Here is a 26,490-nt window from a genome sequence, read left to right on the forward strand (position 1 = left end):
CCATTTTAAAGAGGAAAGATCACATTTTTCCCAAATTAGGTTTCGGTATCTGGTGATATGGTATATCATTGATATTGAATTACTTTTTTTTGGGGTTATCACGAGAGGAGAGAAACAAATGACTAAACGTATGGGGGCGCTTCTTCTCACGTTGCTGTTGACCGTATCTATGGCATTGACAGCATGTAGCAGCAAGCAGGAACCAAAAGAGGCATTGAAGACGGCTGCGGCCAATGCTTCCAAATTGACTTCGTATGAAATGAGTTCTAATTTCACTATTAATGAATTGAGCTATAAACCTGGGGATGCTTCACAAACTGATCCTACCATGACTCAGTTTATGAGCATGCTGAAGGATGCTCAGTTGAATGTAACAGGTGTATACCAAAGTGAGCCAATGCAGACAGAGATGACTCTTGGCATCGAGCTTAAAGGCGACATGGGTATGACCTTTAACATCCCAATGGTGATGACGGCAGAGAAACTCTATGTGAAAGTGCCGAATATTCCGTTCTTCCCGATTCCGGAGAACGTTGTAGGCAAATTCCTGGAACTTGACCTGAAAGAACTGGCTGAGCAAGAGGGTACAGAATGGAACCCTGATGCTATGGACGCAGCCAAAACGCAAAAGCTGAGCAACGAAGTCATGGACGCAGTGCTGAGCGAGTACGATCAAGCTAAATTCTTCAAAAATCTAGACACCAAAGATGCACAACTTCCTGAAGGTGTAGATGCGAAGCAAGTTGTACAATTCTCGGTGAATAATGACAATGTTAAAGAAGCAGTTACTGTACTGGTAACAAAAGCTATGCCTAAAGTATTGGATATTCTGTCCAAAGAGGAATATCGTGAAATGCTGCAAATGGATCAGGCTGATATCGACAAAGCTAAAGAAGATCTGAAGATCACTGAAGCAGATCAGGCTGAAATGGCTAAAGACTTGGATAAATTGAAAGATGTTCTGACAATCAACCAATTCAACATCGATTTCGCATTGGACAAAAACGACTTCCCTGTATATCAAAAGATGGTCGCTGATGTGCTGATCAAGCCAGAAGGTACAAAAGACGAAGTGAAATTGGCATTTACCGGTTCCAATACGTACACTAAGATTAACGAAAAAGCAGCATTCAAAATCAACATCCCTACTGGCGATGACGTAATTACTATGCAAGAGTTCGAAGAATTGATGAACGCTTCATACGGATACTAATCTCGCTGAGTTCAAACCGTCTGTGATTCAAGTGAAGGATAATCTCCTTCCGCTTGGGTACAGGCGGTTTTTTTTGTTACACAGCATAAGGGGGATATCCGCAAAATAATTGATCTTTGAAGTTGAATCGTGGCTGGTGATATATACAGATAAAACCGCACTCTCTCCTACATAACTAGGGTAGTGCGGTTTTGTACATTAAACTTGTATATTGTTGAATTGGGAATACAGACAGCTTTATTGGGAAGCTTCTAAATCAATTAATTCGTAAGTTCGTCCAAGTCTTCAGCAAGTACAGCATAGATCTGATGATCCTGATATTTGCCGTTGATCTTGAGGTATTTGCGAGCAGTACCTTCAAACTGGAATCCGTTCTTCTCCAGAACGCGCTGTGAACCTTTGTTGGAGGGCAATACTGCAGCCTGAATCCGATTTAACTTTAGCGCACGGAAGCCATAAGCTACGGCCAGTTTAACCGCTGCTGTCATTCGTCCGCCACCCTGATAATCTGGATGGATAAAGTAACCCGTATCCGCATAATTGGCAACGCCCAATACGACATTGTTGATACTTACTTGTCCAATTAGCAGGCTGTCTTTAATAGTATAGATTCCAAATTGATATCCTGTACCATCTTCTGCTGCCTTGACCCGATCCTCAATCCGCCGAGTCTGAGCATCCAGTGTATAGAATTCATCGTCTCGCACGGGTTCTACAGACTGGTAGGGGACGCGTGTGACCTGAATCAGGTCCAAATAGGACTGTGTATCTTGGGGTGTGAGCAACCGAAGGCTTATGCCATTGGCTGTATCATAGAGTGTTAGTGCCATTACAGCACACTTCCTTTCTAATTGGGATGTTTGTAGTCGGTGACTACTTTAACTTTTGGCGCAGACTTCTGAAAAATTGAGTTAGCATCGTGGAGCATTCAGGTTGGAGAATATCCGCAATAACCTCGGTGCGATGGTTAAAACGCGGCTCCTGTAGCAGATTCATCAGTGTACCTGCACAGCCTGCCTTGGGATCAGCCGTACCATAGATAACGCGGGGGACCCTGGATTGTACAATTGCACCTGCACACATTGGACAAGGTTCCAGTGTGACGTACAGAGAACAATCCAACAAACGCCAAGCTCCGATGGTCTCGCTGGCCTGACGAATAGCCACCATCTCTGCATGGGCGGTGGAATCCAGTGTAGTTTCACGCAGATTGTATCCCCGACCAATAATTTGGTTATTTTGTACGATTACAGCTCCAATCGGCACTTCCCCAAGAGCCTCAGCCTTGTAGGCCTCGGCAATGGCCTCTCGCATCCAGTGCTCATGTTGAGCCTCTTCAGATAAATTCCCAAGATCGGGCTGGAGAGAATGGTCATTCATTACTATATAACTCCTTCCAAAATCGTTTATTCAGCGAACAAATATTCGGGTTGTTAACATGTTGTGTATAGAATTGTGGATAACCGCGTAGTTGCTCACATAGTTATAAACAAACTATCCACAAGCCTGTGGGTATGTGGATAAATATAGTGATTAATTTCATTGTAGAGTTCGAAAATGCAAAAAACAACAAATTTCGAGCTTTTCAGTCATTCGGTAACTTTTGGACACAGGTCAATTATCCTTTTCAAAAAGACATACAAGCGTTATGATGGAGATAGGTTTTGCCATATATCGCCAGAGGGTACAAGCCGAGAGGTGAACAAAAAAACTTGTCTATTAAAACGAAATTATCCATGATTATGTCGTGCTCAGTGCTCGTTATTTTAGTGTTGAATATCGCACTGAGTTATTATACTACAGAAGAGAATCTGAGGCAGGACAGTGAAACCAAGATGGTGCTCACTGCAAAGCAGATTGCAATTGCTGTCGAACAGAATCAATACAGTTCGGATTATGTAAAACGGCAGATTGGAAACAATCTGTGGCTTGCTGCTGTCATGGCAGCGGAAGAATTGGACCCGGATATTAATAATATCACAAATGAAGAACTTGTACGCTTGAGCCAAAAGGTCGGCGTCTCACATATTTCGCTAATGGAGCAGACGGATGATGACATCGTTGTTAACCGCTCCTCAGATCCGAGAGAAATCGGGCTGTCCACCAAATCCATGACTTATTGGTATCAGGCCTTTAAGCAATTGTTTGAAAAACAACAGGTGACGATTCCCCAAGGGCAGAAGTTGGAGCATTTCTGGTCAGATGGATTCGAATATTCGACATCCAGTCCTTCGGATATTGATATCTGGGGTTACTACCATGATGGAAAGAGAAACTACATAATCAATCCCTTCTATAATAATACGGAAGTTGATGACTATGTGAAAATCTCTAGTCCGGATGAGATTTTAAATAAAATTCGTGAGGTCAATCCCTCCATTCTGGAGATTACAGGCATCAATCCGTTGACTTTTGGCAGCCCGAACATGGGTGATGACGGAAGAGATTCAAACTTTAGCAAGTTGAATAACAGACCGATTCGTTTTGGTACATACCAGTATGGTTCTACGGATGAGGATCATCGTGCTGTGGTGCGCGCCATTCGAACAGGGCAAAATGTATCTTTTGTCAGTGAAACGCACGAACAGAAGGTACTGAAGAGTTTTATTCCCATTTTCACACCCAATCAGTCTTCCTATGTGATCAGTATTGTCATGGACTATAAGCAAATATCCTCCATGGTATCTGAGCAGTTGGTGAGCCATGCCTCCATATCGTTGGTTTTGCTGGAGATTGTGATCTTTGGCAGCTATTTGCTCGCAGGGTATATTACACGTCCGATCCAATCCATACTGGGCAAAGTGAATGATGTAGCGGATGGGCACTTTGATTTCCGTCTGAAAGTACGGAGGAAGGATGAACTTGGCCAACTGGCCAATCGTATTAATGCCATGATACGTAATCTGGGCCATTATACGAGTCGTCTGAAACAGATGTATGAAGAGAATCGGGCGGTGAAAGAACATCTGGAGTCCATTATCAATCAGACAGCGGATGCCATTCACATTACGGATCTTGAAGGAAAAGTGCTGCGGGTTAACCGCGCATTTGAACAATTATATGGCTTTCGAAGTCGTGAGGTGGAAGGTCGTAATCTGAAGATCATCCCGCCAGAGGCAGAAGAAGAAATGAAACGCCAGCATGCCCAACTCGTTGAGGGGATGTCCATTACGTCCAACGAAACCACCTGGATGAAGAAAGACGGGACACGAGTAGAGGTCAGTGTCAGTACGGCTCCGGTACGAGACGAGGCTGGAGAGATTACCGCGCTGATTAGCGTCTCCAGGGACATTACAAGTCGTAATCGGATGGAAGAGCTGCTCAGACGTTCTGAGAAGCTAACAACCGTGGGCCAGCTTGCAGCAGGTGTGGCACATGAGATTCGTAATCCACTGACCACGCTGCGCGGATTCCTGCAGTTACAGCAAGAGAGCAACAAGCTGAATCATCGTCATCTGGATCTGATGTTATCGGAGCTGGATCGAATCAACCTTATTGTTGGTGAATTTTTGATTCTGGCGAAACCGCAGGCGGTTCATTTTCAGAATCGGGATATTCGTTTTATTCTTGGCGATGTCATCTCGTTACTGGATAGTCAGGCGCATCTGCATGGTGTAGAATTTGTACTGCGTGCCTCATCCGATTCGGCTATGGTACACTGTGAAGAGAACCAGTTGAAGCAAGTATTCATCAATTTGCTGAAAAATGGTATGGAGGCCATGCCAAATGGAGGAAACATCCACATCAAGCTCAAGCATGACGAGCAATCGAAACGCGTCAGAATTGAGATCAGGGATGAAGGGATCGGTATCCCGGAAGAGATGATGCCCAAGCTTGGGGAGCCTTTCTTTACGAATAAAGAGTCTGGAACAGGGCTTGGCCTGATGGTCAGTCAACGCATTATTCAATCACATAAGGGCATGATGGATATTAAAAGCGTCATGAACAAGGGAACAACGGTTATTATTGAACTGCCTGCATCCGAGCAACAACCGGAAGTTATTGAGGTAGATCAGGTAACAGATGACACACTTACAGATGAAGAGAAATAGATGAGGTGAGATTACCTTTTGCGTATTAATAAATTTATTAGTGAAACAGGTTATTGCTCCCGGCGTGAAGCCGACAAGTTGGTGGATAGTGGTCAGGTAACCATTAATGGAGTTAAGGCTGAACTGGGCAGTCAGGCAGAAGAAGGCGACGATGTACGAATCAATGGCAAGCCAATCAAGGAAAAGAGAAAACACGTATATATCGCGCTGAATAAACCGATCGGGATCACAAGTACAACCGAGCAGCATATTCAGGGCAATATCGTTGATTTTGTCGGGCACGATGAACGTATCTTTCCTATTGGACGTCTGGATAAGGACTCGGAAGGTTTGATCCTGATGACCAATGATGGTGATATCGTTAACCGGATTCTTAGATCAGAAGGGCGCCATGAGAAAGAGTATATCGTTACTGTTGATCGATCTGTAACCCCGAGTTTCCTTAGAGGTATGAGCACTGGGGTGAAGATCCTGGGTGAAATGACCCTGCCTTGTACAGTGACCCGGATGACGGATCGAGTATTCCGTATCATCCTGACTGAAGGAAAGAACCGTCAGATTCGGCGGATGTGTAGTGCCTTTGGTTACGAGGTTCGTAAGTTGAAGCGTATTCGGATCATGAACATCCATCTTGGAGAAATGGCGACAGGTTCATGGAGAGAGCTTACCCCTTCTGAAAAAGCGGAGCTGGGCGGTCTGTTAGACTATTCACTGGAATAGTTGGTTCGAGTTCGACTAATTTAACCGATTAAAGCTCTGCTTTAAGAAAAGGAGCGCAGGGCTTTTTTTCGGAAAGCAGAGTTAATGAAGACTAGTCAATAATACCGAATAGTAAGGAAATATGTAGATGAACCAGGCATAAGCCTTATATAAACCCAAAAGACCGTTCTCCTTGTACCTGGAGAACGGTCTTTGGTTAATGAATCGCTGCAGGCCTCTAGTTTCCTCCGCCAACGGCTTTTACATTTGTATTGTTACTTTGATACTTCCGAATGATAGATACCTCTACACGGCGATTCTGTGCCCGTCCCGTATTGGTGTCATTGCTGGCAATTGGGTGATACTCTCCATAACCACTTGGTGTGAATTTGGAAGGGTCCAATTGCGAGTTCAGCAACAGGATTTTCAGGAAGTTGAGCGCACGATCTGCGCTTAGATCCCAGTTATCCTTATATTGGTTGTTCGAAATGGGAATATTATCGGTATGACCGGATACAACCACTTCATATTCAGGGAACTCCTGCAGCATGCTTGAGATTGCTTTGGCCAGGGATCGTGATTCAGGCTTCACATCTGCTCGGCCTGACGAGAACAGGGCGTTATCACTTATGGTGATCTTCAATTCAGACTGATTCAGCTTGGTGTTCAGCTGGTCTGAAAGTCCGTTCTTCGAGATATATTTGTCGAGTCGCTCTTTGAGTTTCTCCAGGTCTTCTTGTTCTTTCTTAGCCATCTGTGCATCTGTAATCTGAGCTGGTGTTTTCTTGGTGATTTCTGTAGGTTCCTGTTTGTTCTTACCCAAATCAGCACCTGGCGTATCCGGATTCATGGACGAATGGTCCAGAATTCCGGAACCTCCATTTAATGCACTGTTTAGTGCGGAAGCCATCTGCTCGAACTTAGCTGCATCGATTGAACTCATACCGAACAATACAATAAACAGAGCGAGCAACAAGGTCATCAAGTCGGAATAGGGAAGCAACCAGCTCTCGTCTATATGCTCTTCATGTGGTTCGTGCTTCTTAGCCTTTTTCACCTGGTGATCCCTCCTTCTCTTCCAGTTGTTTACGTTCGGAAGGTGTCAGGAATACGGATAACTTTTGGTTGATGGCGATGGTGGAGACACCGGATTGTATGGATAACAGTCCTTCAACCATCATCAGCTTGATCTCCATTTCTTGCTTGGACATCCGTTTCAGCTTGTTAGACATCGGGTGCCATAACACGTAACCACTAAATATACCAAGGAGTGTTGCGATAAATGCTGCCGCAATCGCATGGGAGAGTTTCTCCATGTCACTGAGATCGGCAAGTGCTGCGATGAGACCTACAACGGCCCCGAGAACCCCGAGCGTTGGTGCGTACATCCCCGCCTGAGCGAAGATCAAGGCACTGCCACGGTGGCGCTCTTCTGTAGCATGAATATCTTCCATGAGCACATCACTTACAAATTCCTGATCGTTGCCGTCTATAATCATACGCATACCGCCACGAAGGAACTGATCGTCAATCTCTTCTACTTTTGATTCCAGTGCAAGCAAACCTTCACGACGGGTAGTGGAAGCCCAATCCATAAATGTGCCGATCAGGGATACGCGATCAATAAGTACTTGATTTTTGAAAACAATCCCGAAAAGCTTAGGGATTTTCTTAACTTCAGACATCGGAAATGCGATAAAGATGGTTCCTGCTGTACCAACAAAGATAATAATGTAGGCTGCGGGATTGTTAACCAGGTTGATTAAGGGCGCACCCTTCAAGAACATACCAAATACAAGGGAGACCAGCCCCAAAATTAGTCCAATAATCGTTGAAATGTTCATCATACACCTCATCCATGAGATAAAATTGAATCCTTTCAAGCGGCTGTGTTCGGGCTTCCGGACGAATTTTTGGCCGCAATCCGTTCAATGTTAGGCAATCCTTACGGTTGCTAAAACAGTTAAAACGGTCATATATGTATTTATCGACCAGAAGGCCTTTTTTTTTAAGGGCTATTTTCAGGTATAATAAGATCAAATCCGCTCCTTAGGGGCCGAATAGGAGTGAAAAGCCAATGGGCGTAAAGCATGGACGGGATTATGAAGGAATTTTGACAGATCTGACAACGGCAATCGGACGCATACCGGATCGGTATGTTTTCTTTGAAATGGACGCGGAAGAGTGGGGGAGACTGGCTGCATCTGACCAACTTGAAGTGGATGAGGCGTTGGCGGAGGATCTGTTCTATGCGCTGGGCGAGGAGTCCGTTATTCCGGTTGGAAGTGGCGTGGTCATCCATGATAAGGAACAGCACCGCATTCATATTTTGATCGGGGAAGAAGAGTTGACATTTGTACCTTTAATTTAGTGTGTTTACATGCATTTTCAGGGGTATGAATGGAACTGGAATTGTCCTCAAAGCCTTATGGTTAGTGGTTCTATGCCATGTAGTTGATTGGATTTTGAAGCTTGTCCGTGGTAAGATGTTAGTCGTGAAATGGGCCAACCGCATGGCGGTGAGCCTGGCCTTTGAGGTTGCTGTTGATAGCGCCGAAGGTGTCGGTGGTTATACGGACTCACGTCTGTAATGTACCATCCTATGGGGAGGAAGATAACGCATGGTTTTTTCGCAAGAGGAAGTCGAAGCTCATCTGGGGAGGCTGGAAGGCTGGGAACTGGAAGAGGGACGGTGGATTGTACGTAAATTCGTGTTCTCCAACTACATGAAAGGGATTGCATTTGTGGATGAGGTCGCTGCGATCTCGGAAGCATTCAATCATCATCCTTTTATTACGATTGATTATACAACGGTTACGCTGCGTCTCACGTCATGGGATGCGGGTGGTATCACATCTGTAGATATCAAGGAAGCAGGGCAATATAACGAAGCTTATGACAAAATGAGGTCGGAATAACGGGTCAGTTATTATCGCGCGGCCAGAAGTGAGTGAACCATACATGTCAGACTATAATCAGAAACAACCTCTTATTGCTGTCGTAGGCAGTCTCAATATGGATCTTGTGGTGAAGACAGACACAATTCCGGAAGAGGGAGAGACGGTGAGCGGTGAGGAGCTGCATTATCTCGCTGGTGGCAAAGGGGCCAACCAGGCTGTTGCCGCTGCGCGTCTGGGTGGACAGACTACGATGATTGGTGCGGTGGGATCGGACGGTTTTGGCGAACGTCTGCTGCACAGTCTGACGGAAAGTGGTGCAGATGCCTCGAAGGTTCGCATATTGGAAGACACGGTTACAGGGACGGCTTCCATCTGGCTCTCTCGGGGAGACAACCGGATTATCGTTATTCCTGGTGCGAATGGGCAAGTGGTACCTGAGATGCTGGAAGAGGCGGATACGGTAAAAAGCCTGACTGCAGCCGCAGCGGTGCTGCTGCAGCTGGAGATCCCGCTGCCAGCGGTTACCCGCGCCGCCCAACTGGCGGCTGAAGGCAGCGCACTGGTGGTGCTCAACCCGGCTCCCGCGGTGCCGGGTCTGCCCCAGGAGCTCCTGCGGTGCGTCGACGTTGTCACGCCAAACCGCAGTGAGCTTGCCGTGCTTACCGGCCGGGATCATCTCCGGCCGGAAGACCTGGATGCGGCGGTCGCAGAGCTCGCCGCATCCCTCGGGGCCGCTGTCGTCACGACGCTCGGCCCCGAGGGGGCTGTGTACGCGGCGGCGCCTGGTGGCCGCGTACAAGCAGGGCGTGCCGGCGCGTGCCGTGCGCCCGGCTACGCCGTAAGCGCCCTCGATACGACCGGCGCTGGCGATTGCTTCAACGGCGCGCTGGCGGTAGTCCTCGCGCGCGGTGAGACTTTGGACGCGGCCGTAGGCTTCGCCATGGGTGCGGCCGCGTTATCCGTGACGAAGCTCGGCGCCCAGTCCGGGATGCCGTCCGCACGTGAAGTTGAGGCCTTTCTGGCTGAGCATGCCGCAGAGGCTTAATAATTGATATAACAAAGAGGCTCTTATTCTCCGAAAAGGGGATTAAGCGCCTCTTTGTTATGCGTGTGCAGAGATTATTTCTTCTCTGACAGCCACATGGCGATATTTGCAATCTCTTCATCCTGCAGTTTGCCCTTGAAGGAAGGCATACCACCTTTACCTTTGACAATCGTAGAATAGATTTTCTCCAGATCATCCTGGCTGCCGATGTTGGCCAGAGCAGGTCCTACGCCACCTTGAAGCTGATCCCCGTGACAGGAGATACAATTGGCTTTGACCAGTGCTTCAGCTTGTCCGGCATCCAATGTTACTTCCGGCATGGTTGGCTTGGCTTCTTCAGCCACTTCTTCTTTCCCTGGAAGCGTAAACATTAAAACAATAGCTAAAGCGCATGCTGCAAAAAATACTCCGCTCATGATCCATTTGTGCATCCCTTATGTCCCCTCCAGAATGAAAGATCATCTAACCTGAAACTATCCATATCATTATAACGGAACCTGTACTGACATCATAGCATTTTGTGGGAATTTTTTGAACTAATCACATAACAAGGGGCAAATTTGGTTGTTTTGCAATGGATTCTAACCGCGAGGCCCTTCATAAACCATACAGTGAAAGGGCTTCAAGCCGCTTGGGGTCTGTCGTTCGTATGTATCCTGGGTGACAAATCCACTCTTCAGATAGACTTGAATGGCACGAGCATTCCAAGTGAGTACTTCCAGATCAATCTCATTCGTGGGATTTCGGCGAATAGCTTCCTGTACAATGGCAGTGACAAAAGCTGTCCCTTGACCCTGACCACACAGCTCTGGATGCATGCCAAGGCCAATTCGGGTTACCCCTTGAAGTGGGAAGTATTGAGTAAACCCACATATACGATCGTTCTGATCCAGGACGATCGCATATTGCTCCTGCCGCAGCTGTGCATCTCCGAATTCCACTTCCAGAGCTTTCATCTGCTCCCATGGGAGCCAGCTGTAGATATTGTAAGGCGGATCATACTGCCAACTGCAGATAAGCTCCGCATGTTCTTCTCGCATGGGTACAACGTGAAACGTCACAGGGGTTTCCTTCATACACCTGCATGCTCCTTTCCTTGAAACAGAACTCTTTGTCCACTCTACAAAAGTGATGTTCATTTAGCAAGTCTTCCTTCCCAAGAAAAAAATGAAACAAAAGTTCCGGTAATTTCGTTTATATTATAACGGGATGGGTAAAAACATCATAAGGGCACGGACGAACGAACGCAAAATGAACCTGTTGATGTCGCAGGATATAACCCGAGTATAACTTGCAACATGAATAAGGATTGAAGCACAAAAAAACCGCCGGATACATTCCTGCGGAGAATGTACCGGGCGGTTCTGTTATGCTTCTTGCTTCGTTCCAGTATGGTTAATGGTTACAGCATCATGTTGCTCAGCTTGTCCCTAGTCAAGGGCCAGTGATTCATATGCGTCCGTGCTCATAATCCGTTTTGCGCCAACATAACGATTGGCCCAATAGTTTTCACTCAATGCACTGATCGTAACGCCTTTGGAAGAAGAGGAGTGTGCGAACTTTCCATCCCCTACAAAGATTCCTACATGGGATACGCCTTTACCTGTTGTATTAAAGAACACCAGATCGCCAGCTCTCATCTCCATGCGGGATACGGAATCGCCCATGTCGAATTGGGAACTGGATTGGCGTGCCAAATCAATACCCAACTTGTCGAATACATACCGTGTAAATCCGGAGCAGTCAAAGCCGTTAAGCGTTGTTCCCCCACTTTTGTATGTAGTTCCCATTGCTGAATCAATTACTGTGTCCATCTTTGAATCTGCGAATGCGCTACCTGCACCAAGCGATAAAGCGAATGTGATGCTAAGTACAGCTGCGGTTAATTTCTTCTTGAACAAGAGATATTCCCCTTCCAACGCCTGCGAGGTTAGCTTAAGGATTCGGTTGAAGGTCCCCTATGATCCCTCTGTAGCAAGATCAATTCACCCATAACTGGTTCCCCCGCTTCCCAGGTGCCAGGAATTTGGCTATGCTAGTTATGCACCTGCGAAATCAAGAAATGACGATTTAATTTTAAGTAGTTACAAATATGAATGTAAAGATTACAAAGTTGTTACTAAAAACTCACTGCGATTATTGTAACAGAGGAGTACGGCTTTGGCAACGTTTAGCAACAAATTTAGCAAAAAAAACCTCGACCTTTGACGGGGAAAGGTTGAGGTTTGCCTATTTATAAGTACATATTAGGCCATGAGTTTAACATGTGATGGTAACAATTTTTAAACTATCTGCTCTCACCTTTGGATATTTTGGACTGCCATAATCGGAAATGGCTGCATATTTTCCACAGACTCAATAGACATCTGGCAAGTGGATACGTCTGTTGTAGTATAAGTCCGGTAAGCCCCGTTAATAACCATGAGGCTGTAGTGAATGCCCCAAAGACGAGCAGGTGTACTCCGCCCAGCAGGAGTGCAATGCCGATTACAGCGATGAGATGACGCAGTGCAATCCAGAGTGCTTTGAGGGTACCGTGAGCCCCGCCTTCTCCTTCTGGTGCCGAAACACCGAACTGCATGTAGAGTATGACATGGTGGATGATCCAACCATATACAATCCAGGCAGCAACATAAGGTATACCAGGCAAAAGTAATTGAAGGGAATGAAATCCGTCCATGAGAATCGAGTAGAGCTTCGGTATGAGCCAGTAGGCGGGCAGAAGTATCAATAATGTACGTATGGTGTGGAGCAGCAGCATCGGTTTCCACAGATTTTTGATTCCGCGGACAAAGGGGATGCGCTCTTCTGTAGAATTAAAGTGCTGAAGTGAGTAGAGCAGTCCTGCCTGAATGAGGGGGCTGATCAACATGCGAACCAGCAGCATGCCCCCGAGAATCCATAGATAACGATGAACCTCCGGATGGGTAGACAGGTTAAGTTGACTTTCCATTTTGAACAAAAGTGTACTCAGCTCACCGGCATCAGCATCTGGATAGCGAAGGAGCAGTGGGATGACGGCCGATTGTACCATTCGATAGAAGAAATATCCCCAAATGAGTTGATAAAGAAATAAGAGTGCGGCAATGAACATATGCTGACGGACGAGAAACCAGCCTTCACGTATTTTCGCTTTCACCGTTTCCACCTCACCATGACAGACCTCCGAATATGGCTTCTATTAGTTTGGTTACACTCATGCTCCAGCGGGACTTCGTCTGCTCATCCAGTCCGGATTTCAGGAAATTGTTCATATGGCGGTTCTCCAGCACGATCGAGTACAGGGGATCGGTCATGGCCCAGGATACGGGGGATGTGTGAGTTAATTTATACGTGATGCGCTCTTCTTTGCCATTCCATTGCTTGGTGAGGATATGCCCGTCTTCAAAAGCAATGCGAACAGGAACGGCGCTGTAATCACTACCTTTTTTTGCGATCGTCACGGATGACTCGTACAATGTTTGACCGTCTTTCTGTACGGGCGTAACACGAATCTTCTCTACAGCAAAGTCAGCCATCCCGTTACCATAGACATATTGGTCAAAATAATCAGACCAGGAAGTGCGGGTCACTTGTTCCACAATTTTCTGAAAATCAGCCGAAGTGGGATGTTTGAAACGGTACTTCTTCACATAGGTAGAGAGAATGCGTTCCATCTTTTTTGTGCCGACTTGATGTTCGATACCAAGCAATACAAGTTTGCCACGTGTATAGACATTGGCTGCATACTCATTCTGTGAATCGAACTTCCAGGATTCTTGTGTTAAAGATGAAGGAGACGTAATCAGTCCCGATTGTACTGGCAGGTTCGGAATCAGTCCGTATTCCTGCTCCATCAGTTTATCTTCCGCATAAGAGGTGAATCCCTCATCTAGCCAGGCTTCCTCGAATTCGTTGCTGGCAACCATGCCGTAGAAGTACTGGTGTCCGATCTCGTGGACTACGGTTCGTTCCAGGTCATAACCTGGCGTGGTGTCATCGGCTCCAAAGGCTGTAACTAGCGTAGGGTATTCCATACCTCCAGCGCCGTTCCCCGCTTTGGGTGGAACTACGATGGATAAGGTAGCGTAAGGATATGGGCCAAACCATTTGCTATAGTTGGCTAGTGCGGCCTTCGCGGCGTAGAAATAACGTTCTTTCAGATCCTGATGAGCAGGGTCCAGATATAACTTGATTCGTACACCAGGCACATTGGGTGCAGAGAAGGGTTCCTCGGCGTAGACAAAATCCGGTGAAGCTGCCCATGCGAAGTCATGCACATCATCGGCATAGAATTGATAGACCTTTTCTCCATTCTTCACCACGGCTTGCTGCGTCGGAAATCCGGTAGCAGCAACTTTGTATGTTTCAGGCACCCGAATACGTACACTATATATACCGAAGTCGGCGTAAAACTCTGAATTGCCATGGTACTGGTGCAGATTCCAGCCTTCCGTTGCTCGTCCACGTCTGCCCACAGGTTCATAGGCACTTAATTTGGGAAACCATTGACCTGCCATGACAAAATTATCAGCAGTTCCCATCCGGGCAAAAATCTTCGGCAGATTCACTTCAAATCGGGTGTGGAGCGTGATGCTTTCCCCGCCTTTGACGGGTTTGGGCAAGCGTACTTTAATGAGGGTGGTGTCCTTGATATTTCCGTCATCTGGTTGCACATACTGCATCCTGTGTAGCAGAGAGAGCCCGTCCTCCGTTTTCATTTCGGTAATGTTCATGGAGCCGTAGCCATTGGTAGGCATGACATCACCCCGAAGCTTTCCACCGGATTCCTTCATAAAGGTGGTGTCAGCAGAAGAGAAGGCGTTGGGATACATATGAAAGTAAAGCTCGCTGACGGTTTTTTTACCTGGATGTGTCCAGGTAATCGTCTGAGTCCCTTCCAGTACATTCCCTTCGACCAGTTTTACATCCATGTGATATTCCACAACACGGTTGCTGTACACTTCGGCAGTAGGGGTCTGTACACTTTCTGGAGGTGCTGGCGTTGGGGCTATTGCCTTAGGCTTGCCCGATTCGGGGGCGAGTACTGGCAATTCGGAATGAGTTGAGCGATTATAACCCAGAGTGATCCATATCCCTCCGGCAAGTACACACAGGGCCAGGGATGCAGTGAGCCAGCTCTTGGCGCGTCGTGGAATCATCGTTAAATACCTCCCGTTGACAAGCATCTACAGCATGTATATGTTTGCAATGGGGCAATTATTAGTTAAAATATTTGTATCAACCCTTGGAGGTTATAAACATGGACCAAAACGAGCAAAACGGCAAAAAACAGATTGCCTTGAATATCGTTAGTGCAAAAAGCAAGCATAAAGGCTTCGGTGCAGGCTCCATTGAGCTGAATAACCTTTCCCCGGTCATTATTGATAATGGCGAAGCCAAAATCGATATCGGTGCGATGCATGCGAAGAGCAAAGTGGAACGCAATATCAAGTTCTCTACCAATCGTGAGGATGTGCCCAACGGACGCCAGGTATGGCTGGTGTGGGTAGCTGTCGATCGCACGGAGGAAGGCCAACTGTATGGTGGAGCAACGGCATGTGAGATGTGGATTGATACAGAAGCAAGACGTGGATGGAAACTGCTGGCGGAACATGTGAATCGCATGGATTATGCCTTGAAGCGTCGCTTCATGCTGGATGAGCTTGGACCCGAAGCTCGAGCTGCACTTAAGACACTGTTGATCTCACACAACGAGGAATGGTGGAATGCTTCTCCAGATGTATTGAAGGAAGCACTCGCCTAAGGCAGATCTTTTAACACAGTCTAAAAGAAAAAAAGCAAAAGGCCCCTTAACCAGAAAGTTCGGTTGGGGGTCTTTTGCTTTTGCATTAATCATATTCATCGATCTGAATAAATATGAGTTTTCATCTGAAGTGAAATTCCATTTCCAATTCCTCAATATAACCAAGGGTCGTAGGTGACGCAACTAAGTCATCGCGCATTTGCGTCATTCTACCCACCAACGTTTGAAATCTCCCCACCAGGAATGTTTCTCTTCCTGTATGCCTTGTTGATTCTGTACCTGACGGGTCTTCTCATCTTCTCCAGAATCCGAATCATCCGTCGTGCCATGGCATACCTCTGTCGGTTCAGTACCATCAATAAAAACTTCCAGCCGTTTCTCTTCACAACCGTTGCCTGCCAGCTTGCCGGATTCCGGGTCAATATAGACACTTACGACATGATCAGGCACGGTGAAAATTTTGGGTGGTACGCTCGCAAGTGCCTGCTCTGTGAACTGGGCAAAGATCGGCGCTGCCCGGCGGCCATCCGAAGTTGAGATGGCTTTGCCTTGGTCGTACCCAACCCATACCGCGGTGGAGAGCTCCGGTGTGAATCCAACGAGCCAGGCATCCGTGTTGGTTGTTCCCGTTTTTCCGGCTACCGGACGTTTGATCGCCTTAGACACCCGGTTACCCGTTCCTCCATTTTCGAAGACACTTTCCATTAAACGAGTCAGGACATAAGCTGCTGCAGGTTCCACGACGGTCTCAGCCTTGGTTTGAGGCGATTCATAGAGTACACGTCCTGCGGCATCTGTTACTTGCAGAATGGCGACAGGTGGCGTCCGTTGTCCACCAGCAGCAATGACGGAAAAGGCCGACGCCATCTCCAGCGGGCTGACAGGTGACGTTCCCAGTGCAAGAGAAGGTACGGCGCTCAGGTTGCTTGTAATGCCGAGGTTTTTTGCCATACTCACAACCTGATCAGGACCGATCTGCATAATGGTGTTCACCGCATAGATATTGTCTGAAGCAGCGATCGCCTGTCTTAGATCAATCTCACCCAGATACTTGTCTCCAAAGTTGCCGGGTTTATAGGTTTTGCGGTCGTTGTCATAGTGAAAAAGGGTAGGTTCACTGTTAAATATGGATGCACTGGTGAGCTGCTTGGATTCCAGGGCTGCCAGATACATAATGGGTTTAAACGCCGAACCTGGCTGGCGCGTTGTCGCCAGTACATGGTTAATCTGATTGGTGCGGTAATTCTTGCCGCCTACCATGGCTTTGATGTAACCCGTACGAGGGTCGATGGACACGAGAGCCGTCTCAAGCTCACTTTTGGCATCCATACCTTTCGCTATGGCATCTTCAGCTGCTTTTTGTACACGCAGATCCAGGGTGGTGTAGATATTCAATCCCCCATGATCCAGCATCGCTTCACTGATTCCCAGCTCTCTGATGGCCAGATTCCGGATATAGTCACGGAAATACGGAGCACTTTCCACCGTTTTACGCTCGCTCTCCGGTTTGAACGAAAGCATTTTCTCATAGGCCTTATCCGCTTCGGCCTGGGTGATCTTGCCGATATCGGCCATGGCATTCAGCACAATCTTCTGTCGGTCTTTGGCATTCTTCATATGGTTATAGGGTGAATAGTAGGTAGGTCCTTTCGGAATTCCTGCCAGCATGGCACTCTCTGCAAGATCCAGCTGTTTGGCTGACTTGCCAAAATACATTCGTGAAGCCGCTTCGATTCCGTACGCACCATGCCCATAATAGATTTCGTTCAGATACATCTGCAAAATTTCATCCTTGCTGTATTTCATCTCCAATTGCGCCGTGTACATGGCTTCCTTGGCTTTGCGAGTCCATGTTTTCTCATGAGATAGATACAGGTTACGCGCCAGCTGTTGAGTCAATGTACTCGCACCTTGCGACATCTGCATATGTTCGAGGTTAACGAGCACAGCCCGTCCCATCCCTTGCACGTCGAACCCGTAGTGATTATAGAATTTGCGGTCCTCTACAGCCAGAGTGGCATGGACCAAATCTGGAGCGATATCCTCCAGTTGAACGGGTACAGAGTCTTTGCCACCTGCGGAGAAGGTAGCGATGACTTCACCCTGACTGTCCAGTAATCTGGAATTCCGATCAGAGTCTGCTAGGGGAAGGCTGGTTGCGTATAGATAGACTAATCCTGCAGCGGTAGCAAGTATGGCGAGCACGGCGAGCAGAGACAGGTTTTTAAACAATTTACGTACACGGAACCCGCGTTTGCGGGTCTTTTGATTTGGCTTGGTCATGGAACGGGCTCCTCTCTTTTCTTCCAGTATGGGACTTGATTGGCAGGGATATTCAATCGGGTGCATAAGCGAACAAAATGTAGCATTTTCGCCGGAAAAACCGTTTTGCAGTATAAACGTCAATCGCGTATAATGCAAAAGGGTAATGAAAAGGTAAGATTCGGCACAAGATACTAAAGCGCGTAAGGACGAACAGACGAATGGTCATTGATTCATTGATTAGTCAGACGCTCTGCATGCTCTGGTCAAATTTAATCTATATAATGAAGTGAACCGCGGACCTTTCCCGCAGGCCAGCAATGATAACGCGATATGGCGCCGAACGCTGGACGTGCTTGGGCGAACCGATTATAGTGCACAGCGCTTGGTCGGGTATGGCTGATCATTAACTTTACGGAAAGAAGGTAGAGATTATGGAATTGTGGTTTACGGAGAAACAGACCCCGGTATTCGGGATCACCGCGAAGATTAAGCAGACCTATGTTACAGAGAAAACGGATTTTCAAGATTTGGCCATGGTAGAGACCGAGGAATTCGGTAACATGTTGCTTCTTGATGGCATGGTGATGACTACCGTAAAAGACGAATTCGTATATCACGAAATGGCGGCACATCCTGCGCTGAACACACACCCAAATCCGAAAAAAGTTCTGGTTGTCGGTGGCGGCGATGGCGGAGTCATTCGTGAAGTCATCAAGCATGCTGCTGTAGAAAAAGCTGTTCTCGTCGAAATCGACGGTAAAGTCATTGAATACTCTAAAAAATATTTGCCTGAAATTGCCGGCAAGTTGGACGAGCCTAATGTTGAAGTGCTTGTAAACGACGGCTACATGCATATTATTGAACATAAAAATGAATACGATGTGATTATCGTAGACTCCACGGAGCCTGTAGGCCCGGCTGCTCCATTGTTTGAGCGTGGTTTCTACCAAGGCATCTACGAAGCACTCAAAGAAGACGGAATCTTCGTTGCCCAAACGGACAACCCTTGGTTCAAGGCGGATCTGATCCAGAAGGTGAACAAAGACGTCAAAGAAATCTTCCCGATCGTACATGTGTACGGCTGTAATATTCCAACCTATCCAAGTGGTTTGTGGACATTCACCATGGGTAGCAAGAAACATGACCCGCTCGAAGTGGATGAGACTCAAATCTCGGAGATGGATACCAAGTATTACTCTCCGCGTCTGCACAAAGCAGCATTTGTACTTCCTAAATTCGTGGAAGATTTAACGAAATAAAAGGGGAAATCATTAATGAAACTGGATCAAGCTTATTCAGGAAACGTATTTATTTGCAGCTCTGAGGATTATGAGAACTCCAAAGCGGTTATCTATGGCATGCCGATGGATTACACCGTCAGCTTCCGCCCGGGTTCCCGTTTCGGCCCATCTCATATCCGTCAGGCATCGGTTGGACTTGAAGAGTACAGCCCATATCTCGACAAAAGCATTGTAGACATGACATACTTTGACGCTGGAGACCTGCTCTTGCCTTTTGGTAACGCGGGACGCAGCCTTGAGGTAATTCATGAATACATCGGCAGTCTGCTCGCTGACGACAAATTCCCAGTTGGTCTCGGTGGCGAGCATCTGGTTACTTGGCCAGTCATCCAACAGATGTACAAGAAATACCCGGATCTTATTCTGATTCATATTGATGCACACGCAGACCTTCGTGAAAACTATGAAGGCGAGCCATTGTCCCACTCCACGCCAGTACGTAAAGCAGCTGAGTTGATGGGTGGCAAAAACATCTATCAGTTCGGTATCCGTTCCGGTTCCCGTGAGGAGTTCCAGTACGGTCGCGAGAACATCAACTTCTATCCATTTGAAGTGGCAGCTCCGATGAAGGAAGCTCTTCCGAAGATGGGCAACCGTCCGGTGTATGTGACCATCGACATCGATGTGCTTGATCCGTCAGCAGCGCCAGGAACAGGTACAGCAGAAGCGGGCGGCATTACGTCCAAGGAACTGCTGGAAGCCATTCATATGATCGCAGGATCTGATGTAAATGTAGTTGGTTGTGACTTGGTTGAAGTTGCACCAATCTATGATCCAACACAACAGACACAGATTGTAGCTGCGAAGCTGATCCGTGAAATGCTTCTTGGATTCGTGAAATAATCACAGAATAATCGATAAGTATAACGCTCTCTGTCTGCGCGGGTTCAACTTTGCGCAGGGGAGGGCGTTTTGTATTGTTAACTTTTGTACAGAGCTGTGCTATACTGACTACATAAGTATTCAGTAGTATATTAATTGATATATTACATTCGTGAAGTATATGGTGATCGGGTTCGGTCATATACTAAAAAGAGCCTTTACCGCTGCCAACGGTAAAGACTCTTAGGACCCGAAAGGCTGTGGATTGCCACGGCGCGCATGAACTAAATAATGCTATTCAAGCAAAACCCACCGTCAGGCTTCCGACCTTATGAGGTGGGTTTTCGATTGCTACGAAACTTTTTGCGCAACCAACGGTGAAGCTTTCGCCCACTCAGTACAATACTGAGGATCGCAGCAATCCATCGGATTACATCAAGCAACGCCACAAGTTTGACCAACGACGTCACCCCCTTTCGGGAAGCTGCGCCGTGGTCTGGAAAACATCCACCGATATTCAAAAGTCCATAACATTAATTATAGCACGTATGTTCCCTTGCCTCTACCATTTATTTCATGTGTTAGTATGGACTCTCCTCTTACGCAGATATCGTGCCTTGGTATGACTCCATCTTAATTTTTATGCCTTTTATTAAGTATCAGTTTTGTTATCCTTGGTATCAGGACATTCCCATTTAACTTAGAGTACACAACGTTTAGTAATCAACCACCCTTGCCTGCATGATACCAATCATGGGTAAAGGTGGTTTTTTTCTTGCGAAATTGTCATCAGGGTTAATCAGATTGTTACGTTAGAACCATCATATTTGGGTAAAACCATAGAAGGAGGTGTTACGATGACAACCAAGAGTACAATGACATGGAAACGGATTAGTGCACTCGCATTATCGTTAACGCTGGCTTGGGGGATGGGTCCGGTACATACGTTATCAGGTGCTAACGCTGCATCCTCACAGGCATGTGGAAAGGGAGATCATGGACTATCTGCTACATTAAAAAAGGGCAGCGGTGTGGAAGAGCAACACCTGCAATTTACTGACATTGATTTTCTTAATGATACGACTGGACGAGCTGGGGGTGAAGGCTTCCTGATCGGTACCTCGAATGCAGGATGTACGTGGCAGTCCATATATACCGGGCAGTGGCAATTCACTCAGCTTGATTTTCCGAATAATGTGAACGGATATGCGCTGGCGCGAGTGAAGGATTCACCTGCAACCTATCTGATCCGTACCCATGATGGGGGATCGCACTGGACGCGGCTCGATACGCCGGGCATTCAATTCAAACGAATTGATTTTCGCAATAAAGATGTAGGTTATGGTTACACCTATAATGGTGCATATCAGACGAAGGATGGCGGGGTAACCTGGAGTAAAATGAATACACCTGCCAACACGCGTGCAGCTGCCTTTGCAACAGAGAAACAAGGGTATGCTGTCGTGGTTGTACCTGGATCGGGATATCATCTGAAGCAAACGAGTGATGGCGGCAAGAACTGGACAACCTCTCTTCGAGTTGTCTCAGACACATGGAGCGGAGCGGATCTGTATGCACATGGCCAGCAAGTATGGGCCCTTCTGTATGGTGATGCAGGCATGTCCCAACAATCGTACTCCCTCTATGCGAGCGGTAATCAAGGCAAGAACTGGACCCAAGTATTTGCGCAATCCACAGCAGGGGGAGGTCCTGCACCGGCTACAAACAGTACGGGCAAAGGAAACGGACCAGCCAACCCGGGTGGTCATCCCGGCAACATGGCGTTGATTGGTAATCAGACGGCGTATCTGTCTGCAGGTTCACCCGCAGCTGGCAAAGTGGGTATTGGACGTTCTTATGATACAGGTTCCACGTGGAAAAATATTGACCTGAAAGATCCGGGATACAGTTCCCGTATCTCGTTCCCATCGGCCAAGACGGGTTGGCTCGTAGTCACAAGTGATAACTCTCCTGCGATCTATCAGACTACAGATGGTGGAACGACGTGGACACAAAAAATGTTGTTGCCTTCAGAGCAGGATTAAGTAGTCTCTTATTCTGAAATAATAAACGGGCAAATCCAAATTAGAAATGTATAAAAATCAATTTGGTAAGTCTCTGTATGAATTTCTATAACAAACAAGCCTCTTCCTAATCAATTACACAGGAAGAGGCTTGTTTGTGTAGAAATAAAAACGGTTGAAACCTACTCTAAAACGAGTTATTGTAAGCGATAACAATACATTATATGGAGGTTGAAATTATGGTTGATGTTATTTTAAAGGCGGATTCTGATAAAGGATTAATAAATCGCAATATATATGGTCACTTTTCCGAACACTTGGGACGTTGTATTTATGAGGGGCTGTGGGTAGGAGAAGATTCACCTATTCCGAATACGGATGGGATTCGAAATGATGTATTGACGGCCTTGCAGAAGCTTAATATTCCAGTACTTCGCTGGCCAGGCGGTTGTTTTGCCGATGAATATCACTGGAAAGATGGTGTAGGTCCGAAGAGTGAGCGTGCTCGTATGATCAATACACACTGGGGCGGTGTGGAAGAGAACAATCACTTTGGTACACATGAATTCTTGAGATTATGTGAGTTGCTCGGCACGGAGCCATATATTAGTGGCAATCTGGGTAGCGGTACAGTGCAGGAGATGCAGGAATGGGTGGAGTACATCACATTTGACGGCGAATCCCCGATGGCGAACTGGCGTAAGAGTAATGGTAGGGAAGAACCGTGGAAAATGAAGTATTTTGGCGTGGGAAATGAGAACTGGGGATGCGGCGGCAATATGCGCCCTGAATATTATGCGGATGAATATCGCCGGTATGCTACATATGTACGTAACTATTCCGGGAACGAGATTTATAAAATCGCTTGTGGACCGAACGAAGGTAACTATGAATGGATGGAAGTCCTGATGCGGGAAGCTGCTCGCTTTATGGATGGAATCAGTCTTCATTATTACACCATCCCTACAGGAGAGTGGAACGATAAAGGCGCAGCTACAGGATTTGGTGAGGCTGAATGGTTCACCACCTTGAAAAAGACGCTCCATATGGATGAATTACTGGTGAAGCACTCCGAGATTATGGACAAATATGATCCAGAGGGCAGAGTCGGCATTATTGTGGATGAATGGGGTACGTGGTATAACGTTGAGCCGGGAACCAATCCAGGGTTCCTGTATCAACAGAATACGATGCGGGACGCTGTGCTTGCAGGTGTTAACCTGAATATTTTCAACCAACATAATAAACGGGTACACATGGCAAATCTTGCGCAGATCGTCAATGTGCTTCAATCGCTTGTGCTCACGGAAGGGGACAAAATGCTCCTGACCCCTACGTACCATGTATTTGATATGTATCAGGTTCATATGGATGCACAGCGATTGGACTTGAATTATGAAAGCCCAGGATACACATTCGGGGAAGAGACCATTCCACAGCTCAGTTTATCAGCATCCCGCAACAAGGATGGGGTCATTCATGTGACAGCTTGTAATCTGAGTCACACGGATGAGTTGGAAGTTGTGTGTCAGCTGGACGCAGCTCAAGCGGCTAAAGTAAACGGGCAGATTCTGCACCATACTGATTTTGGTGCATTTAATACCTTTGAACAGCCGAATCATGTTCAGCCTGTGGCGTGGGAAGGACTCACACTGGAGAATAACACCTTACGTTTTGTTCTTCCTCCAGCATCGGTTGGGGTCATCGCTGTTGAGGGTTAATGATGAAAAGGCAGGAACCTTGCAAGGGCTGTAATGATCAGTACGATGTGAAGATTAGCGATGCCAAAATGGCCAGACTTGTGGAGATTGCCTCGCGTTCGCGTCCGACGGTACAGGATGAGGAATATGAACGTCGGCTCTCCATCTGCTCTGCTTGTCCGGGATTGCAATATGGCACAACTTGTCGGCATTGTGGTTGTCTCATACAGGTGCGAGCGAAGCTGAGTGAGTCAACATGTCCTTTTCCTTATGAATCGCAATGGGCCTGATCGGATGAACGAATCTTATTATAATGAAGCAAAAGGGAGTTGCACTTTACAGGTGCGGCTCTTCTTTTTTGGCTTGATGAGGAAAAAACTCTGAATTTGGATTTGAATTGAGCGAGGGAACTGGATATAGTTATACAGTAGAGTGTAGGATAGCGAGCTATCCGGGAATATGAGCGCGTATAGCGACACAACAATACGGGAAGGGCTGTTCTCACCAGCCGTGCCTGATTTTGCGTCGCCTCGAATATAATGGAGGTTAACATTCATGTCGAACATGCGACCGGTACACATCCGGCTGCACAGCCGTTATGAAGGTGAAGATGTGCTGCAGGAAATGCAGGGTGAAGCCGTGTTAAAAGGGTCTGTTCTTTATGTTCGTTATGAAGAACCGCAGGTTGGACCTGAGGGAGGTACAACCCGTACAACATTGAAGCTGGGCGGACAATCCATCAAGATTATACGTCATGGTGAGGTAGAATCGGAGCAGACTTTTGAGTTGAATCGGAAGCTTCCTGGTTTCTACCGATCACCATACATGTCGTTTGCCCTGTCCACGCATACACAGAAGCTGGAACTTTCCATTCAGGGATTGAGCGCACGCGCAACGTGGAGCTACGACTTTTACCGCTTTGATGAAGAATCTGGACATTTCGCGATTAGTTTGCATATACAGGAGGAACCAATTTCATGACACGTAATCCACTAGATACGATTAACGAACGGGTAAGTACGGCCATCGGCAACGCCATTGTGACGGCCGGAATTGTTACGCAGGACGAATTGCCAGCCATCACATTGGAAGTGCCGCGTGAGAAGACACACGGGGACTTGGCGACCAATGCTGCCATGCAGCTGACCAAGATTGCCAAGCGCAATCCGCGTCAGATTGCTGAAGAGATCATTGCCAATCTGAATCTGGCTGAAGCCGGAATCGAGAAGGCTGAGATTGCGGGCCCAGGATTCATTAACTTCAAATTGGACAAGAGTTACCTTTATCCAGTACTTGCGCTTGTGCAGGAGCAGGATAAAGATTACGGAAGAATTAACATCGGAGAAGGACGCAAAGTCGAGATGGAGTTTGTCAGTGCCAACCCGACAGGCAGCCTGCATCTGGGTCATGCCCGTGGAGCAGCTGTAGGTGATGCACTATGTAACATCCTTGACTACGCAGGATATGATGTAACCCGTGAATACTACATTAATGATGCAGGTAATCAGGTGTTTAATCTGGCTCGTTCCATTGAAGCTCGTTATCTGCAAGAGCTGGGTCAGGATGCTGAGATGCCTGAAGACGGTTATCACGGTGAAGATATTAAAGGATTCGCCAAGCAGCTTGTTGCTGAAAAGGGTGACGAATTGCTATCCATGCATCCGGGTGACCGTGCGGCTTATTTCCGTGACTTTGGTCTGGAGAAGGAACTGGACAAGATCAAACGTGACTTGAATCGCTTCCGTGTTAACTTTGACATCTGGTTCAGCGAAACTTCCCTGTACGACAACGGAGAAGTGCTGCGAGTGCTTGATGAATTGCGTGACCGCAATGAGATCTATGAGCAAGATGGAGCAACTTGGTTAAAAACGATGCAGTACGGTGACGACAAAGAACGTGTATTGATTAAGAACGATGGCACGTATACTTACCTGACGCCAGATATTGCTTATCACCGCGACAAATATGCTCGTGGATACGACACGATGATCAACATCTGGGGTGCCGATCACCATGGATATATTCCACGGATGAAAGCCGCGATGCAAGCACTGGGTAATGACCCTGAGAAACTGGTGGTCTTGATTGCACAGATGGTGAGCTTGTTCCAGAACGGTGAAAAAGTGAAGATGTCCAAGCGTACAGGTAAAGCTGTAACGATGGAAGACCTGATGGATGAAGTCGGCATTGATGCGATCCGTTACTTCTTCACAATGCGCAGCATGGACTCCCATCTGGACTTTGACATGGACCTTGCGATTTCGACATCCAATGAGAATCCGGTATTCTACGTACAATACGCGCATGCACGTGTATGCAGCGTATACCGTCAGGCTGAAGAACAAGGTATTGAACTGCTGCCACTGGCACAGATTGACCTGTCCAAGCTGACAACAGAGCACGAGTATGACCTTCTCCGCAAAATGGGAGAGTTGCCTGAGGAAATCTCGGCAGCAGCAACAGGATATGCGCCTCATCGTATCATCCGTTATGTATACGAGCTGGCATCCCTGTTCCACAGCTACTACCGTGCAGAACGTGTCATTACGGAAGACGCGCAGCAAACTCAAGCACGTCTGGCACTGATCGGTGCTGTACGTACCGTTATCGCAACAGCGCTTCGTCTGGTAGGCGTAACCGCTCCTGACAAAATGTAAATTCCAGGCTCGCGGCCTATCCGCCGCTCTGCCTAAGGCAAAAAGTCTCCATGTCCATGTTGAGTG

26 protein-coding genes and 1 riboswitch are annotated in these 26,490 nt (G+C 47.1%); of the genes, 15 read left to right on the forward strand and 11 right to left on the reverse strand.

Annotated features, from left to right (window positions below; all coding sequences use genetic code 11):
* Positions 1-118: 118 nt before the first annotated feature.
* A complete protein-coding gene (locus MHH92_RS00465; RefSeq protein ID WP_340901554.1) occupies positions 119-1,213 on the forward strand; it encodes a hypothetical protein in 1,095 nt (364 codons plus the stop codon).
* Between the two features lie 260 nt (positions 1,214-1,473).
* Here MHH92_RS00465 and MHH92_RS00470 read toward each other — a convergent pair whose 3' ends face one another.
* Together MHH92_RS00470 and tadA are read right to left on the reverse strand one after the other, a co-directional pair.
* Positions 1,474-2,043: a GNAT family N-acetyltransferase gene (locus MHH92_RS00470; RefSeq protein ID WP_340901555.1), complete on the reverse strand. Its 570-nt coding sequence runs from the start codon at positions 2,041-2,043 to the stop codon at positions 1,474-1,476.
* Between the two features lie 43 nt (positions 2,044-2,086).
* A complete protein-coding gene (gene tadA / locus MHH92_RS00475) occupies positions 2,087-2,593 on the reverse strand; it encodes a tRNA adenosine(34) deaminase TadA (RefSeq protein WP_051447030.1) in 507 nt (168 codons plus the stop codon).
* Positions 2,594-2,925: 332 nt separating this feature from the next.
* Between tadA and MHH92_RS00480 the strand changes: the two genes are divergently transcribed.
* On the forward strand, positions 2,926-5,265 hold the full coding sequence (locus MHH92_RS00480; protein ID WP_036607315.1) for an ATP-binding protein: 2,340 nt from the start codon (positions 2,926-2,928) through the stop codon (positions 5,263-5,265).
* Positions 5,266-5,283: 18 nt separating this feature from the next.
* Positions 5,284-5,985 carry a 23S rRNA pseudouridine(2604) synthase RluF gene (gene rluF / locus MHH92_RS00485; RefSeq protein ID WP_340388293.1) on the forward strand — a complete coding sequence of 234 codons (702 nt, stop codon included), beginning with the start codon at positions 5,284-5,286 and terminating at the stop codon, positions 5,983-5,985.
* Positions 5,986-6,202: 217 nt separating this feature from the next.
* Here the strand turns inward: rluF and motB are convergent, their stop codons facing one another.
* Both motB and motA read right to left on the reverse strand, forming a co-directional pair.
* The gene (gene motB / locus MHH92_RS00490) at positions 6,203-7,021 is read right to left on the reverse strand and encodes a flagellar motor protein MotB (protein WP_036607292.1); all 819 of its coding nucleotides are present in this window, start codon (positions 7,019-7,021) and stop codon (positions 6,203-6,205) included.
* Positions 7,008-7,808, reverse strand: a complete 801-nt coding sequence (gene motA, locus MHH92_RS00495; RefSeq protein WP_036607291.1) for a flagellar motor stator protein MotA — start codon at positions 7,806-7,808, stop codon at positions 7,008-7,010. The genes motB and motA overlap by 14 nt, the downstream gene beginning before the upstream one ends.
* 233 nt (positions 7,809-8,041) lie before the next feature.
* Here motA and MHH92_RS00500 point away from each other — a divergent pair, with 233 nt between their 5' ends.
* Genes MHH92_RS00500 through rbsK form a run of 4 tightly spaced genes read left to right on the forward strand, consistent with a single transcriptional unit; the run spans position 8,042 to position 9,909 of the window.
* Positions 8,042-8,335 (forward strand): hypothetical protein, encoded by a 294-nt coding sequence (locus MHH92_RS00500; protein WP_036607290.1) that lies wholly within the window; start codon positions 8,042-8,044, stop codon positions 8,333-8,335.
* A gap of 25 nt (positions 8,336-8,360) precedes the next feature.
* Positions 8,361-8,555, forward strand: a complete 195-nt coding sequence (locus MHH92_RS00505; protein WP_211085584.1) for a hypothetical protein — start codon at positions 8,361-8,363, stop codon at positions 8,553-8,555.
* A gap of 30 nt (positions 8,556-8,585) precedes the next feature.
* Positions 8,586-8,882 (forward strand): 4a-hydroxytetrahydrobiopterin dehydratase, encoded by a 297-nt coding sequence (locus MHH92_RS00510; protein ID WP_062838136.1) that lies wholly within the window; start codon positions 8,586-8,588, stop codon positions 8,880-8,882.
* Positions 8,883-8,925: 43 nt separating this feature from the next.
* Positions 8,926-9,909 carry a ribokinase gene (gene rbsK / locus MHH92_RS00515; RefSeq protein ID WP_340901556.1) on the forward strand — a complete coding sequence of 328 codons (984 nt, stop codon included), beginning with the start codon at positions 8,926-8,928 and terminating at the stop codon, positions 9,907-9,909.
* 74 nt (positions 9,910-9,983) lie between these two features.
* On the opposite strand, the gene MHH92_RS00520 is transcribed toward rbsK, so the two are convergent.
* From MHH92_RS00520 to MHH92_RS00540, 5 genes are all read right to left on the reverse strand, one after another.
* A complete protein-coding gene (locus MHH92_RS00520) occupies positions 9,984-10,340 on the reverse strand; it encodes a c-type cytochrome (protein WP_036607288.1) in 357 nt (118 codons plus the stop codon).
* A gap of 150 nt (positions 10,341-10,490) precedes the next feature.
* A complete protein-coding gene (locus MHH92_RS00525) occupies positions 10,491-10,985 on the reverse strand; it encodes a GNAT family N-acetyltransferase (RefSeq protein WP_340901557.1) in 495 nt (164 codons plus the stop codon).
* Between the two features lie 354 nt (positions 10,986-11,339).
* Positions 11,340-11,810 carry a C40 family peptidase gene (locus tag MHH92_RS00530; protein ID WP_036607285.1) on the reverse strand — a complete coding sequence of 157 codons (471 nt, stop codon included), beginning with the start codon at positions 11,808-11,810 and terminating at the stop codon, positions 11,340-11,342.
* Positions 11,811-11,813: 3 nt separating this feature from the next.
* A riboswitch (cyclic di-AMP (ydaO/yuaA leader) is annotated at positions 11,814-11,951 on the reverse strand.
* Between the two features lie 245 nt (positions 11,952-12,196).
* Positions 12,197-13,048 carry a hypothetical protein gene (locus MHH92_RS00535; RefSeq protein WP_036607309.1) on the reverse strand — a complete coding sequence of 284 codons (852 nt, stop codon included), beginning with the start codon at positions 13,046-13,048 and terminating at the stop codon, positions 12,197-12,199.
* Between the two features lie 10 nt (positions 13,049-13,058).
* Complete coding sequence (locus tag MHH92_RS00540) at positions 13,059-15,050, reverse strand: M1 family metallopeptidase (RefSeq protein ID WP_340901558.1); 1,992 nt, start codon at positions 15,048-15,050, stop codon at positions 13,059-13,061.
* Positions 15,051-15,151: 101 nt separating this feature from the next.
* Between MHH92_RS00540 and MHH92_RS00545 the strand changes: the two genes are divergently transcribed.
* Positions 15,152-15,655 (forward strand): YwhD family protein, encoded by a 504-nt coding sequence (locus MHH92_RS00545; RefSeq protein ID WP_221824814.1) that lies wholly within the window; start codon positions 15,152-15,154, stop codon positions 15,653-15,655.
* 204 nt (positions 15,656-15,859) lie between these two features.
* Here MHH92_RS00545 and MHH92_RS00550 read toward each other — a convergent pair whose 3' ends face one another.
* Positions 15,860-17,938 (reverse strand): transglycosylase domain-containing protein, encoded by a 2,079-nt coding sequence (locus tag MHH92_RS00550; RefSeq protein WP_340901559.1) that lies wholly within the window; start codon positions 17,936-17,938, stop codon positions 15,860-15,862.
* A 413-nt stretch (positions 17,939-18,351) separates the two neighbouring features.
* Here MHH92_RS00550 and speE point away from each other — a divergent pair, with 413 nt between their 5' ends.
* Complete coding sequence (gene speE / locus MHH92_RS00555) at positions 18,352-19,179, forward strand: polyamine aminopropyltransferase (RefSeq protein WP_340901560.1); 828 nt, start codon at positions 18,352-18,354, stop codon at positions 19,177-19,179.
* 15 nt (positions 19,180-19,194) lie between these two features.
* The gene (gene speB / locus MHH92_RS00560) at positions 19,195-20,064 is read left to right on the forward strand and encodes an agmatinase (protein WP_036607280.1); all 870 of its coding nucleotides are present in this window, start codon (positions 19,195-19,197) and stop codon (positions 20,062-20,064) included.
* 308 nt (positions 20,065-20,372) lie between these two features.
* Here the strand turns inward: speB and MHH92_RS00565 are convergent, their stop codons facing one another.
* Entirely contained in the window at positions 20,373-20,504 is a 132-nt protein-coding gene (locus MHH92_RS00565; protein WP_340901561.1) for a hypothetical protein, read from the reverse strand.
* Positions 20,505-20,900: 396 nt separating this feature from the next.
* On the opposite strand from MHH92_RS00565, the gene MHH92_RS00570 reads away from it, so the two are divergent.
* From MHH92_RS00570 to argS, 5 genes are all read left to right on the forward strand, one after another.
* Positions 20,901-22,088 carry a WD40/YVTN/BNR-like repeat-containing protein gene (locus MHH92_RS00570; protein WP_340901562.1) on the forward strand — a complete coding sequence of 396 codons (1,188 nt, stop codon included), beginning with the start codon at positions 20,901-20,903 and terminating at the stop codon, positions 22,086-22,088.
* Positions 22,089-22,306: 218 nt separating this feature from the next.
* Positions 22,307-23,788 (forward strand): alpha-N-arabinofuranosidase, encoded by a 1,482-nt coding sequence (locus tag MHH92_RS00575; RefSeq protein ID WP_340901563.1) that lies wholly within the window; start codon positions 22,307-22,309, stop codon positions 23,786-23,788.
* The gene (locus MHH92_RS00580) at positions 23,788-24,057 is read left to right on the forward strand and encodes a DUF6171 family protein (protein ID WP_340901564.1); all 270 of its coding nucleotides are present in this window, start codon (positions 23,788-23,790) and stop codon (positions 24,055-24,057) included. The genes MHH92_RS00575 and MHH92_RS00580 overlap by 1 nt, the downstream gene beginning before the upstream one ends.
* A 265-nt stretch (positions 24,058-24,322) precedes the next feature.
* Positions 24,323-24,748 (forward strand): DUF1934 domain-containing protein, encoded by a 426-nt coding sequence (locus MHH92_RS00585; RefSeq protein ID WP_340901565.1) that lies wholly within the window; start codon positions 24,323-24,325, stop codon positions 24,746-24,748.
* On the forward strand, positions 24,745-26,424 hold the full coding sequence (gene argS, locus MHH92_RS00590) for an arginine--tRNA ligase (protein WP_340901566.1): 1,680 nt from the start codon (positions 24,745-24,747) through the stop codon (positions 26,422-26,424). Before MHH92_RS00585 ends, argS begins: the two co-directional genes overlap by 4 nt.
* The last annotated feature ends 66 nt before the right edge of the window (positions 26,425-26,490 follow it).

Origin of the sequence: Paenibacillus sp. FSL M7-1414, from assembly GCF_038003195.1 — a bacterium.
Classification (GTDB): Bacteria; Bacillota; Bacilli; order Paenibacillales; family Paenibacillaceae; genus Paenibacillus; species Paenibacillus amylolyticus.